The organism is Vreelandella salicampi, assembly GCF_013415105.1.
In the GTDB taxonomy this organism is placed as follows: domain Bacteria; phylum Pseudomonadota; class Gammaproteobacteria; order Pseudomonadales; family Halomonadaceae; genus Vreelandella; species Vreelandella salicampi.
Genome location: NZ_JACCDF010000023.1, coordinates 14,476 through 28,272 on the forward strand (window position 1 = coordinate 14,476; position 13,797 = coordinate 28,272).

At 55.6% G+C, this 13,797-nt stretch carries 10 protein-coding genes and 1 pseudogene; 5 read left to right on the plus strand and 6 right to left on the minus strand.

The window, feature by feature from the left end; genetic code table 11:
* The first annotated feature begins 5 nt into the window (after nt 1-5).
* The 3 genes and pseudogenes from HZS81_RS17450 to HZS81_RS18125 all read left to right on the plus strand — a co-directional run.
* Entirely contained in the window at nt 6-1,526 is a 1,521-nt protein-coding gene (locus HZS81_RS17450; protein WP_179931795.1) for a tripartite tricarboxylate transporter permease, read from the plus strand.
* A gap of 86 nt (nt 1,527-1,612) precedes the next feature.
* Nucleotides 1,613-2,680 carry an AbrB family transcriptional regulator gene (locus tag HZS81_RS17455; RefSeq protein WP_194249414.1) on the plus strand — a complete coding sequence of 356 codons (1,068 nt, stop codon included), beginning with the start codon at nt 1,613-1,615 and terminating at the stop codon, nt 2,678-2,680.
* Nucleotides 2,681-3,310: 630 nt separating this feature from the next.
* Nucleotides 3,311-3,653 (plus strand): annotated as a pseudogene (locus HZS81_RS18125) (hypothetical protein); the annotation flags it as partial.
* A gap of 258 nt (nt 3,654-3,911) precedes the next feature.
* On the opposite strand, the gene HZS81_RS17465 reads toward HZS81_RS18125, so the two are convergent.
* The 5 genes from HZS81_RS17465 to HZS81_RS17485 all read right to left on the minus strand — a co-directional run bounded on the left by HZS81_RS17465 (nt 3,912) and on the right by HZS81_RS17485 (nt 9,997).
* Nucleotides 3,912-4,463 carry a cupin domain-containing protein gene (locus HZS81_RS17465; RefSeq protein ID WP_179931797.1) on the minus strand — a complete coding sequence of 184 codons (552 nt, stop codon included), beginning with the start codon at nt 4,461-4,463 and terminating at the stop codon, nt 3,912-3,914.
* A gap of 141 nt (nt 4,464-4,604) precedes the next feature.
* Nucleotides 4,605-6,056 (minus strand): Na+/H+ antiporter NhaC, encoded by a 1,452-nt coding sequence (gene nhaC, locus HZS81_RS17470; protein ID WP_179931798.1) that lies wholly within the window; start codon nt 6,054-6,056, stop codon nt 4,605-4,607.
* Nucleotides 6,057-6,278: 222 nt separating this feature from the next.
* A complete protein-coding gene (locus HZS81_RS17475) occupies nt 6,279-7,778 on the minus strand; it encodes an aldehyde dehydrogenase (protein ID WP_179931799.1) in 1,500 nt (499 codons plus the stop codon).
* Nucleotides 7,778-9,154: an aspartate aminotransferase family protein gene (locus HZS81_RS17480; protein ID WP_179931800.1), complete on the minus strand. Its 1,377-nt coding sequence runs from the start codon at nt 9,152-9,154 to the stop codon at nt 7,778-7,780. Before HZS81_RS17480 ends, HZS81_RS17475 begins: the two co-directional genes overlap by 1 nt.
* 36 nt (nt 9,155-9,190) lie before the next feature.
* Nucleotides 9,191-9,997: a gamma-glutamyl-gamma-aminobutyrate hydrolase family protein gene (locus HZS81_RS17485; RefSeq protein WP_179931801.1), complete on the minus strand. Its 807-nt coding sequence runs from the start codon at nt 9,995-9,997 to the stop codon at nt 9,191-9,193.
* A gap of 321 nt (nt 9,998-10,318) precedes the next feature.
* Between HZS81_RS17485 and HZS81_RS17490 the strand changes: the two genes are divergently transcribed.
* A complete protein-coding gene (locus HZS81_RS17490) occupies nt 10,319-11,701 on the plus strand; it encodes a glutamine synthetase family protein (protein ID WP_179931802.1) in 1,383 nt (460 codons plus the stop codon).
* Between the two features lie 182 nt (nt 11,702-11,883).
* On the opposite strand, the gene HZS81_RS17495 is transcribed toward HZS81_RS17490, so the two are convergent.
* The gene (locus HZS81_RS17495) at nt 11,884-13,176 is read right to left on the minus strand and encodes an NAD(P)/FAD-dependent oxidoreductase (protein WP_179931803.1); all 1,293 of its coding nucleotides are present in this window, start codon (nt 13,174-13,176) and stop codon (nt 11,884-11,886) included.
* A 358-nt stretch (nt 13,177-13,534) separates the two neighbouring features.
* Between HZS81_RS17495 and HZS81_RS17500 the strand changes: the two genes are divergently transcribed.
* A complete protein-coding gene (locus tag HZS81_RS17500) occupies nt 13,535-13,714 on the plus strand; it encodes a hypothetical protein (protein WP_179931804.1) in 180 nt (59 codons plus the stop codon).
* Nucleotides 13,715-13,797: the final 83 nt, after the last annotated feature.

Genomic DNA, 13,797 nt, shown 5'->3' on the forward strand with positions numbered 1-13,797 from the left:
CCGGCATGTTTGATTTTCTGATAGACGGTTTTGGTGTCGCGCTTACCCCCCTCAACCTGGGGCTCGCTTTTCTGGGTGCAATGCTCGGCACGCTTTTCGGCGCACTGCCGGGTATTGGGCCAATCAACGGCATCGCCATTCTAATGCCACTCGCCTATACACTCGGTCTGCCGGCCGAATCCGCGCTGATCTTACTGGCGGGAATCTACACCGGTTCAGAGTATGGCGGGCGCATGTCGAGCATTCTGCTCAACGTACCTGGCGACGCAGGCGCAGTCATGACTACCCTTGATGGCTACCCCATGGCTAAGAAAGGCCTCGCTGGGCCGGCTTTGGGGCTGTCGGCGGTGAGTTCGTTTGTGGGTGCGACCATTGCCATCATCGGCCTGACACTGTTCGCTCCCTTGCTCGCCCGGGTGGCGGTGATGTTCGGCCCCGCCGAGTTTTTCGCGCTCATGGTATTCGCCTTCGCATCCATGGCGGTGATGATGGGCAAGGATCCGATCAAGACCGGCATCGGCGCAGTGCTCGGCGTGATGATCGCTATGGTGGGAGTGGATTCCGGCACCGGCGTGTTGCGCTACACCTTTGGTATGGCCGAGCTTTACGATGGCATCGATTTCGTGGTGATGATCATCGGCCTATTCGCCATCAGCGAGATCCTGTTGATGCTCGAACACGCCAATCGTCCGAGTAATGAAAGCGACGAGATGCCACCGTTGGGCCGGGTGATGGTCAGCCTCAAGGAAGTGTTGCATTGCAAGTGGACCATGCTGCGCTGCGGGTTGATCGGCTTCATCGTCGGTGTACTGCCGGGTACTGGCGCCTCCGTGGCCGGGGCGGTAGCCTACACCACCGAGAAACGCATCTCCGACAAGGACGGCACCTTCGGCACCGGCAATATGCGTGGCCTAGCAGCCCCGGAATCCGCCAATAACGCGGCGGCGGCGGGCTCCTTCGTGCCCATGCTGACGCTGGGGATTCCCGGCTCTGGCACCACGGCTGTGCTGCTCGGCGCGCTGATGCTCTACAACATCACCCCGGGGCCGCTGCTGTTCACCGAACGCCCGGAGGTGGCCGGCGGGCTGATTGCTTCGCTGTATGTCGGCAACATCATGCTGCTAGCGCTCAACCTGCCGCTTGCTGGTGTGTTTGCCCGCGTTTTGACGATTCCGCGTTGGGTGCTGGTGCCCGCCATTGCTATTCTCGCCTTCATCGGCGTTTATCAGCTGCACTCCGATCTTATGGCCATCTACCTGATGCTGATCATCGGCGTGTTTGGCTACCTGCTGCGCAAGCTGGGCTTTTCCCTGGCCCCGGTGATTCTTGGCTATGTATTGGGCGGACTGATGGAGGATAACCTGCGCCGCGCCCTATCCATCAGCGGGGGCGATACCGGTATCTTGTGGCAGTCCGGCATTTCACTGGGCCTATGGATTGCGGCGGCAGCGCTACTGATTCTTCCTTGGCTTGTGCCAAAGCTGCTGCCCAGCAACAGTACAGAGAAGAATAAGCAAGGCGCCTGAGGCATCACTACGTATCAGCGTCTGCTCTGGGCCCGCCTTTAAATTGTAACGGCGGGCCCAGATGTTTGATAAGGAGTCATCGAATATTGAACACAACAATTGCGCAACCGCTAATCGCACTGTGGCGGTTTCTACCCACACTAGCGTTGGGCCTTATCGGTGGTGGCATTGCCTACTGGCTGAGAATGCCGCTGCCCTGGCTGCTCGGCGCCATGATAACCACCACCGCCGCGAGCCTGATGGGCGTGCGGTTGCGTTCGCCGGGGCGGGGCCGCAAAGGGGTGTTGGTAGTGATTGGGGTGATGCTGGGCTCGGCATTTACCGCGGATATGTCCGGCGACTTGCTGGCATGGCTGACCAGTCTCGCCATCATGCTGCTGGCCACGGCGGTGATGATGCTGTTTTCGGTATGGTTTTCCCGACGGGTCGCGCACCATTCCATGGATACTGCCCTCTATGCGGGCGTACCCGGTGGCGTTTCGGCGGTTACCGGCATGGCCTTGGACTCTAACGCCGACCTGCGCGTGGTGGGCATGACCCATGCGGTGCGCATTTTGATCCTGTTGGCGGCCATTCCGCCCCTGCTGAGCGGAGTCGGGCATGTCAGCCTGCAACCCACTGGCACAAGTCTGGCGCAATGGCTATGGCTACCCAGTCCCATGGATGCAGCATGGCTTGCGGGTGCCGGCGTGCTTGGCGCTTGGCTCGGGCAGCGGTTGCACCTGCCCAACGCGCTGCTGTTCGGGCCCGCGCTGATCTCAACGGGCCTTCACCTCACAGGCCTGACCCACGCTTCGCTTCCGCCCAGCCTTATCGCCCTGGCCCAGGTGGTGATAGGCGTCTCGGTGGGTGTGCGCTTCGCCGGCACTTCCCTTGCCGAGGTGCGAAACACCCTGGTCATGGGCATCCTGCAAGCCGTCATCCTGTTACTTATCGCCATTGTGGCCGCGTGGGGCATACACGCCTTGACCGGTGTGTCGCTAGCGGCGGCGCTGCTCGCCTATATGCCCGGCGGCGCCCCCGAACTAAGCCTCGTGGCCCTTTCGCTGGGCATAGACCCCGCCTTCGTCACCTCGCACCACCTGCTGCGCATCACGGTGTTGATTCTGGTATTGCCGCTGTTGTTGCATTATCTCCAGCGGGTGCATGTATAGGGGTTAAACGCTGCTGGCGACACAACGCCTGGCACAGATTCGCCAGGCGCTTGCGGCCGTCGAAACGGCACCGGATGCCGATACGGCCGACCACCTAAGCAGCGCTACGTTTTCACACAGCCTCGCCCGTTAACGTCATTGAACCCTGGTTATTCACGACGCAGGCCTGAAAACGAAGATGGTCGGGTAGACCGGGCGATTGCTCGACCCGGCCCCCCACAGATCCGAGCATGCGCAATTGACGCACTCGGCTCCTCAACCATCAGCTTCGCTGAAGGATCAACATTAGTACAAAGTCCTCGCCTTGGGGAACGGCAGCACCTGGAAGAGTTGAAGCGCTTTCTGCCACCCAATATTTGCCTTTTGGGATCGTCGGCTCAGCCATTTAATCCAACACCACTTCACCCGATGACGAAACGTCTGTATGGATCGCATGTTGCCGCGAATACCATAGTAAGCAATGTTGACCTTGGACCTTACGACTCAACTTCCTGTGCTGTTCCCGAACCGGTAAATGACGGTTCCATCGGACCACTGCGCGATGCGCTTGAGCCCACGCCGAAACCTATCCTTTGCCGTCTTACGCTTGATAACCAAGAGCCCACGGCGTGACTTCCCCCAGTAGTGGGTGAAGCCCATATGGGCGAACTCAAGTCGGCCCTTGATCTCCATTTATCCTCGGCAGATCGGGGGCACTTAACGGTGCAGGACGTCATGGCCCGGAATCAGCTTAACCTGCTGCTGAGCCTCTACGCTTAACAGTGTCCGTTGCTTGATGGAGCGACATACCGGGCATGGGTGGAGCCTGATGAAACTGCGTGAACAGGTGTTGAAAGTCGCGGCAACCTTCACGGTAAAAGCCCGTCAAATCCGAGTGCGTCTTGGTGTGGCAGCCAATAAGTGGTGGCCTCGCTTACTCGACGACTACAGCCACTTCCCGGCTGACATGACATGGGTGGCTTCAGCGGCGTAAGCAACAATCGGCAATGGCGGAGGGCATACCGTGGGTCAGTGACGGCTATCTATGCCAAAACGCGATAAAAAGGAGCACTAAAAAAACAATCTCGTATCGTTATCACGTCAAGAAGATGTCAGATAGCCACAACGCGCGCATTACATCGTAGTAAAGCGCTAAATAGTGGCGCTACCGTCGGCGTGATGATTATCGGCCGATACTGGCAAAACTAAAGCTAAGACGGGCATTCAGTGGTTAGCCATCATTATTTTGTGATCAGAAAGCCTTGCCAGGCGTTGCGCAGCTGACAATCCTGCAATCTACGCTACTCACATTACGAAAGCGGTGCGGCACGTTGGTTTTGAAGTAATACGACTCTCCCGGCCCCAATCGACGGACAGAGGAGCCGACCGTCAGCTCGATCTCACCTTCCAGCACAACTCCTGCTTCTTCACCGTAATGAGAAATCATTTCATTACCGGTATCGGTTCCTGGTGGATAGTGCTCAATCAGGAACGCCAGCCCCCGATTAGGCCGATTGGCGCCGACCAGTTTCAAGGTAATATCACCCGAGCCGATGTCCACCAGCTCCTCGGGCAAATAGAAAATCTGCTCCTGATTATCGAGATCCATGGTGAAAAAATCCCCAACGCTGATCGCAAAGGCGTTAAGGATTTTTTTTAGAGAGCTGACAGACGGGCTCACTTTACCCTGTTCAATCAGCGACAAACTGGAGTGGGTCACCCCACACTGCTTTGCCAGCTCACGCTGCGAAATCCCACGCAGCTTGCGCAAGGAGCGCAGCCGCGCACCTACGTCATCTGTCATGCCTGATTAGCTCCCTATTGGTTTGCCAAAAATGTCATTGATGACACTGCAATTTAACGATAAAACGGCGCATATCATAGCGCAAAAAAAACCCCGCCGTGGCGGGGTAACCTCTTATCAATTAGCGTCAGATAGCGTTAATCAAGCATTGGTAGCGGCCAGCGTGGCAGCCGACTCATCACGCGCAGGCTCGTCTTCGTAAGCAATCCGGAAACCGGTAAAGCCGTAAAGAAGGGCAAATAGCGGACTCAGCAGCGCTAAAAAGGCATAGGGCGCGTAACTGAAAGCACTGACGCCTAGCGTGGCAAACATAAAGGCACCACAGGTATTCCAAGGCACTAAAGGCGACGTCATGGTGCCAGCATCTTCTACCGTGCGAGACAGGTTTTTCAGTTTAAGCGAGCGACGCTGGTACTCTTTGGCATACATGCGAGCTGGCAAAATAATGCTGAGATATTGATCGCACCCCACGACATTAGCGGCCATCGCTGTCGCAACCGTAGTAGCAATCAGGCTACCCGTAGTCTTGGCCAGTTTGAGCAGGCTTTCCACGATGGTGCGGAAAAAGCCAGCCGACTCCAGAATCCCGCCAAAGCTCATGGCGATAATGATCAGAGACACCGTCCACATCATGGCGTTAACGCCACCATTGGTGAGTAAATCGTCCACCGTGACATTACCCGTATCTACCGCATAGCCTTCCACAAAAATAGTGAAGCTATCACCTAGAGGTACGCCCTGAATCACAATCGCGCAGACGATTCCCATCAGCGAGCCAACAGCAAGCGCAGGAATGGCCGGCACCTTCTTGATCATCATTACGATCACTGCCGCAGGCACCAGCAGCAGCCAGGGGCTAATGATAAATAGTTCATTTAAGCTCTGCTGCAACTCCGCAACTTGTGTCGCGCCATCGCCGGAAGGCGTCATGTTCAGGCCAATAATAGTGTAAAGCACCAGTGCCACCGCGAGCGCAGGAACCGTGGTGTAGAGCATATAGCGAATGTGTTCAAACAGATCGACACCGACGACACCTGGCGCCATGTTGGTCGTTTCGGAAAGCGGAGAAATCTTGTCACCAAAATAAACCCCAGAGATCACGGCGCCGGCTACCATTGCAGGGTTAAGGCCCAGCCCGTCACCGACGCCCATCAAGGCGATGCCTATAGTGCCTGCCGCCGTCCAGGCGTTACCGCCAGCCAACGATACCAAACAGCAGATCAGGCACGCCGCAACCAAAAAGTAGTCTGGTGCCAAAATGCTCAGGCCGTAATAGATCATGGTGGGCACGATCCCACCGGCAATCCAGTAGCCAATAATGGTGCCGATAATGATGAGAATCACAATCGCCTGAGTGGTCAGGCCAATAGAGCGCATGATTCCCGCTTCGAGATGCTTCCAGTGACTACCCGTCGCAATAGCCACTATCGTCGCTACAATCGCACTCAAAAAAAGTGGCAAGTGCGGGTCAGTTCCGAAATAGCCGATAAAGACGCCCAATGACGCCGCCATAAACACAATAGGTATCATGGTCGCTTTTAAACTTGGGCGGGGAGTTTCTTGGTCTTCCTTAGCAGTGTGGTCAGTCGACATAATGTTCTCACTTAATGTTTGATTATTGGTCGTCGTATTTCCGTTAGGAAATCATTGCAGTGATGGCGACTCCGATCATTGTTATGCTTGTTTTTATTGGTTTTTCAGGCACAAGCCCCCCTCGACGAGGGGGCACGGCATTTGCCGTGACACCTAGCGCTGTTGAATCGAATCAATAAAGGGTGAAGTGCCCAGGCGAAGCTCGTTACGAACTTCGATGGTTCAAACGCTCAGCGACATCCACACCGTCTTCACTTCGCAGTATTTCTCCTGCGCATGAAGCGATTTATCGCGCCCATTGCCCGACTGTTTCACGCCGCCGAAAGGCACTGTCTGATCGATACCCGCCCAGTTATTCACATATACCTGACCGGATTGCAGACGCCGCGAGACCCGCATAATGCGGTCAATATCCTGGCTCCAAACGCCGGCAGCGAGGCCAAAGTCACTATCATTGGCCAGTGCAATTGCTTGCTCTTCGCTGTCGAAACCGAATACGCTCAGCACGGGGCCAAAGATTTCTTCGCGGCCAATGCGCATATCGGGAGTAACGTCATCGAAAATCGTCGGCGACAGGAAATATCCCTGGGAGTGATTGGCTTCGCCCTCTAGCGTCAGGGTGGCGCCTTCGCTTTTTCCTTGGCGAATATAATCAAGTACCCGTTGATACTGCGCTTCATCGACCATGGCGCCCATAAAGCTATCCGGGTCGAGCGGATCTCCTGGCTGCATGTGCTCAGCAGCTTTCACCACGCGGGCCACAAAATCCTCGCGAATACTGTTTTCCACCAGCAGGCGCGAACCGGCAATACAGACTTCGCCTTGGTTGTGGAAAATAGCTTCTGCAGCACTTTGGGCGACGGCATCAAGGTATTGGCAGTCGGCAAAAACGATATTAGGGCTTTTGCCACCGCACTCTAGAAACACGCGTTTCAGGTTGGATTGTCCAGCGTACTGCATCAGTTGTTTACCCACACCGGTGGAGCCGGTAAACGCCAGACAATCTACCTGCATGGAAAGCGCCAGGGCTTTGCCCACCGTATGGCCGTAACCAGGCAAAACCTGAAAGACGCCGTCAGGAATACCGGCTTCCTGGGCAAGGTGAGCCAAGCGTAGCGCTGATAAAGGCGATTTTTCCGACGGTTTGAGAATGACGCTATTGCCCGCGGCCAGTGCTGGGGCAATCTTCCAGGACGTCATCATCAGTGGAAAATTCCATGGCACAATGGCCGCCACGACCCCCATGGGCTCGCGTAACACCAACCCAAGCGCGCTATCTCCCGTGGGGGCCACTTCGCCATAAAGCTTGTCGATACATTCCGCCTGATAGCGTAAGCAAGCGACAGTGCCTGCCAAATCCCCTAGTGAGCTGGAAATCGGCTTACCCATATCGAGCGTATCGAGTAACGCCAACTCATCGCGGTGCGTCTCTACCAAATCCGCGAGGCGCAGCAACACGCGCTTGCGTTGACTCGGGTGGCAACGTGACCAGACACCGCTATCAAAGGTGGCACGGGCCGCTTGCGTTGCACGCTCAGCATCTGGCGCATCGCAGCTGGTCACCTCCGCAAGCACGCTTCCGGTAGCAGGATTGATACTGGTCAGTGTGTTGCCATCGACGGCAGCCACAAACTCGCCATTGATAAAAGCGCGCGTTTCAAAGCTCAGTAACGCTGCTTTTGATTGCCAGTCGGCTAGGGTTTTCGTTTTATCTGCCGCCATTATGCACTCTCCATGGGGTGTGTTATCGCCAGCTTTTCAGCTGTTTTGTCCAGTGCCAAACGCGCCTTGCTCACCAGCTCATCAATTTCACTGCGAGTGATAATTAGCGGCGGCGACATCACCATCGTGTCGCCCACTGAGCGCATCACCAGTCCGCTTTCAAAGCAAAAATCACGACACAAATTGCCCGCAGAGAGCGATTTATCGAAGCGCTCGCCGGTGTTCTTGTCGGCAACCAGTTCCAGCGCGCCAATCAGGCCCAGCGAACGGGATTCGCCCACCAGCGGGTGTTCAGCCAGTTCCTGCCAACGCTTGGCCAGATAGGGGCCTAGGTCATCGCGGACTGTTTCAACCACTCGTTCGCTTTCCAGCAGTTCAAGGTTTTTAAGCGCCACGGCAGCACAGACGGGATGGCCGGAATAGGTAAAGCCGTGGAAGAACTCGCCGCCGTCGTCGATCAGCGTATCGGCTACGCGGTCGCCCACCAGCACCGCGCCAATCGGCAGATAGCCTGACGACAAACCTTTGGCGATCGGCATCAGGTCAGGCTTTAACCCGTAGTGATCACTACCAAACCACTCACCCAGACGGCCAAAGCCGCAGATCACCTCGTCGGCAATCAGCAGAATATTGTATTTGGCCAGCACTTCTTTGACCGCTGGCCAGTAGCTGTCCGGCGGGATGATCGCCCCGCCCGCGCCCTGAACAGGCTCGGCGATAAAGGCCGCTACGTTGTCTTCGCCCAGTGCCAGAATTTTCTCTTCCAGCACTTGGGCACACTGTTTGCCAAAAGCCTCCTGGCTCATGTCGCGCCCTTCACCAAACCAGTAAGGCTGGCAGATATGGGTAATGCCCGGCACACAGGGGCCACCTTGATCATGCATCGGCGCCATGCCGCCAAGGCTCATGCCCGCAACGGTAGAACCGTGATATCCATTTTCACGCGAGATGATCCATTGCTTTTCCGGCTTGCCTTTGATCGCCCAATAGCGGCGTACCATGCGCAGCACGGTATCGTTAGATTCAGAGCCGGATCCGGTGAAGAACACATGATTGATATGATCGGGCGCCAGCTCACTTAGCTTGGCGGCCAGCTTCACTGCTGGTGGGTGGGTGGTCTTAAAGAAATTGTTGTAATACGGCAGCTGCTGCATCTGCTCGGTGGCAGCCTCAACCAACTCCTGGCGCCCGTAACCGAGATTGACGCACCAAAGTCCCGCCATACCATCAAGAATACGATTGCCCTGGCTGTCGTGAATGTATACCCCATCGGCGTGAGTGATGATGCGGCTACCCTCTTCGCCGAGCGATTTAAAGTCGGTAAACGGATGAAGGTGGTGCTGGTTGTCCAGCGTTTGATAATCCTGGGTCTGCATGGAATCGGCTCCTGATCAAATCGTTGCAACAAGCTTTCAGCAAGCAGCTAACTGGGCGTCACGTTGGGTAAGATGCTGGCGGCAAGCCGTCGCAAACCCCTGAAACAGTGCGTCATAAAAAGGGTGTTCTTTGGGGCGCCACTCCGGGTGCCATTGAACGGCCAGTGCGAACGCAGCGGCGTCGCGCACGGAAATCGCTTCAACCAGGCCATCCGGCGCCCAGGCTTCTGCTTCAAGGCCCGGTGCCAGCTGGTCAATACCCTCCTGGTGGAGTGAATTCACCTCAACATGCTCACCGCTATATAGCGCTTCTAAGGCGCCACCTGGGCGGATGTTCACTTTATGGGAGGGGACGTAGTGACCGGCCTTGTCGTCAGCGGGCGGCTCACGGTGGTCAAGCATACCCGGTAGCGTCTGTACGGCCTGGTGCAGCGTGCCACCAAAGGCAACGTTCATTTCCTGAAAACCGCGACAAATGCCAAATAAAGGTAATTCCTGGCGTACCGCCTCATGTACCCAGCTAAGCGCCTCGTCATCGCGCCGTACATCGCCACGGGTATTTTCCGCAGCTCGCTCGGCGCCATACCGTTCGGGGGAGACATTGGTGTAGCTGCCGGTCAACATCAGGCCATCCAGACTGCCCAATAGAGCGATGGTCTGCTCGGCACGCTCTTCAGGCGTCAACATATCGGTGGCTAGTACGGGAAGAACCACCGGCGTAATGCCGTAGAGATAGAGCGCTTGTAGGTACTTGTCAGTCACCATCTGAGCGGAATGTCCTTCCACCTCTCGGCAACAGGCGATAACGCCCACTAGTGGGCGCGGGGAATGAGTTACTTGCATAGTCATTACACTTTTTAGGTTGTTATGTTTTATTCAACGATGCACTCAACATAGCGTGGCTTGTTTTAATTTCCAAGCCTAAAACGTAATTTTTGTAAAAAAAAATCACAAACCATTGATATAAATGAAAATAAAAATAAAATATGAAATTAAATACAAAAAATACGACATTTTTGTTATTAAATATTTGACACATATGCCGAGCGAGGTAAGGATACTGTTATCAAAATCACTACCACTGGTTCAGTGCCAGCGATAGATAACTAACGCTTCACAACCAACGTTTCATAACCAACACTGTACAAAAACAAGGGTTAACGTATGTCTTCCGCCCAAAATGCTCACAACGAAGCTTTAGCCTTTCAGGATCGTCATCCTGACATCACCAGCATTGATCTATTGGTCAGCGATCTGAATGGCGTCATCCGTGGCAAGCGCATTCCCGTCGACAATCTTGGTAAGGTGTTCGAAAAAGGCATCTACCTGCCAGCATCCGTCTTTGCACTGGATATTAACGGCAACACCGTCGAAGAAACCGGGCTGGGGCTTTCCAGCGGCGATGGCGACCGCCTGTGTCATGCCGTGCACGGCACGCTCCACTCGGTTCCCTGGTTGAATAACAAGCACTACGGCCAGCTGTTGATGACCATGGAAGAAATGGACGGCACGCCTTTCTTTGCCGACCCGCGCCAGATTCTGCGGCGCATTCTCGGTCAGCTTTCTGATCTTGGCCTGACACCTGTGGTAGCGCTTGAGCTGGAGTTTTATCTGGTTGACCGACAACGCTGCGAAGGCAATTTAATCCAGCCACCGAAATCGCCCTGTAGCGGTGAACGGGCGACCCAAAGCCAGCTGTATTCCGTGCTGGAGTTGGATGAGTACGCCGAATTTATTGATGACCTGCAAAGCGCAGCGCGGGCGCAGGGTTTACCGCTAGATACGGTGCTGAAGGAATGCGCGCCGGGTCAGTTTGAAGCCAACCTGATTCACACCGATGATGCTCTACGCGCCTGCGATCATTCCGTACTGCTCAAGCGGCTGATCAAGGGCGTCGCATTACAGCATGGCTTTGAAGCCACCTTCATGGCCAAGCCATACGGCCAGGAAGCCGGTAGCGGCACCCATGTTCACGTCAGCCTGCTGGATGAAAACGGCCAGAATATCTTTTCCGAAAACGGTGACGACCCGCTGGAAAGCGTCGCGCTTCAGCACGCGGTTGGCGGGTTGCTTGAACTGATGCCGGACTCCATGGCGCTACTGGCCCCTAACCTCAATTCGTTCCGGCGTTTTCAGCAGGGGCTGTACGTGCCCATGGCGCCCACCTGGGGGTACGACAACCGTTCCGTGGCAATACGTGTTCCCGCCGGTCCGAAAGAAGCGCGGCGCATAGAACACCGCGTGGCCGGTGCTGACGTTAATCCTTACCTGCTATTGTCCACAGTGCTGGTATCGATCCATCACGGCCTGACCCAGGAGCGTCAGCCAGTCGCTCCCATCATCGGTAACGCCTATGAGCAGGTGGCTCCTCAACTGACCAACAGCTGGACGCAGGCATTGTTCCTGCTGGGCACCAACTGCGTGCTCGGCGAACAGCTAGGCGAAGACTTCATCCACGTTTTCATCGCCAACCGCCACGCCGAACGCGCCGAAGCCATGCGTGAAGTCAGTGCCATGGAGTACGACTGGTACCTGCGGCACGTATGAGTTGTTAGAACAGAGAGAGGCGCTCGCCGCCTCTCTTGTTACTTCTGCCTGCCTTTCCCTGCTATCCCGCCCTTCTATTAGCTTTTTATTCCGTGCTATCCGTGAGCATCCGTGGCCAATAAAAGCGGGCTGACGAACGTATTCGCCAGCCCGCTTTTAAGCCATCATCAAACTGATCAACACTAAACCGCCAACCGGTCACGCATGGCGTAGAACCACGCGCCCATTGCGGAAAGCGGTACACGTAACAGCCTCCCACCGGGCATGGGTAGGTGGGAAATCTGCGCAAAGGCTTCAAAACGCGCTTCTTCACCGCTGATCGTTTCTGCCACTAACTTGCCAGCCAGATGGGAGCACGTTACCCCATGGCCAGAGTACCCCTGCGCGTAGTAAACGTTGCTATTAATGCGGCCAAATTGCGGCAGGCGGTTGAGTGTTAGCAAGAAGTTGCCGCTCCAGGCGTAATCGACTCGAACATCGCCAAGCTCTGGGAAGGTAGTCAGCATTTTCGGCCGAATAGCTGCCTCGATACTGGTGGACGCTTGCCCGCCATAGTTCACACCGCCGCCATACAACAGGCGGTTGTCAGCAGTCAGCCGATAGTAATCCAGCAGATAATTACAGTCTTCTACCGCTTTATTATCAGGCAGCAGGCGTGTTGCCAACTCCGCAGACAGTGGCTCAGTGGTAATAATCTGAGTGCCACACGGCATAGCCTTATTTTCCAGCTTGGGTAACAACCCTTGCAAGTAAGCATTACCCGCCATGACAACGCGCTCGGCGGTCACTCGGCCCTTGGGTGTATGCAGCGTCACTGGCTCACCGTGCTCTAGGCGCGTGACCGGCGAGTGTTCAAAAATATTGCCACCCAACGACTCCAGCGCCGCCGCCTGCCCCTGCACCAGATTGAGGGGATGCAGATGGCCACCGGAGTGATCCACCAGCGCGCCTACATAGCGCTCGCTGCTAATTTCACGCTTGACCTCATTACCTTCCAGCAACTCCAGTTCATGGTGACCGTAGCGCTCCCACAGGGCCTTGTGTTCTTTCAACCCTTCCCACTGTTTTCTGTTACAGGCAGCAAAAAGGTTACCCTCTTTGAGGTCGCAGTCGATGTCATACTGGACAATCCGCTGGCGGATAATTTGGTTACCTTCAAATGCCATCGCCCCCAGCGCTCGGGCGGTTTCAGCGCCATTCTGCTTCTCGATAACATCCATATCACGGCTATAGCTATTAACGATCTGCCCACCATTGCGGCCGGAAGCCCCGAAGCCAATCGCCACACTTTCCAGCACCACAACACGATGGCCACGCTCCGCCAGATGCAACGCTGCAGAGATACCTGTAAACCCGGCACCCACCACGCAAATATCACATTCAATATCGCCGCTAAGCGCTGGCCTTTCCGGCGTAGCATTCGCCGACGCCGCGTAGTAAGAGGCCACATGGCCAGAAGATGTTTGAGGCTGCATTCGCTACTCTCCTATAACCTTATTGTTGATTATTTTAACCAGATAAATCATATAGACCGATGTGAGGATTCGCAAGCATCAGTGATGGCTGGGCTTTTAGAGGAAAAAACGTTTTCCATGGTGTGCCAAATATGGCACACAGCGCCTGAAAGGCGCTGTTCCTGAGGGGCATGCTTTTTTGAGAGGGGGCGGGAACCGATAGCTGAACAGTAGGGTGTCCATCGCGAGATGGTGAAGCGGTTACGGTACTGGGGTAAATCTGTGTAAAAAGGGTTGGTGCGCACAAACGCCTTAACCGCGCTGGTGATGCTCTCTTGCTTGCGCAGCTTTTATCGAACGTGGTGGCGGGAACAAATGCATGGCGGTGCTCATTTCCACGCCCAGCGCTTCAAGCTTACTTGAGCGCGCGACAATAGTGTTGCACTTGGAACTTGAGGCCGCCGTTCGCGTGGATGCCGAGGCGATCTGCGAGGCCATGTGCCGGCGTCTGATCGAGTTTATGGGCTCTTCGTCGTTGGGTGTGGAATTCACCCCCTGATCTGGGCCAGGATATGACCTCCACGACGACAGGAGGCATGGCATGGACGGCACACAGATTTTGACCCTCGGCCTGGGCTTGGA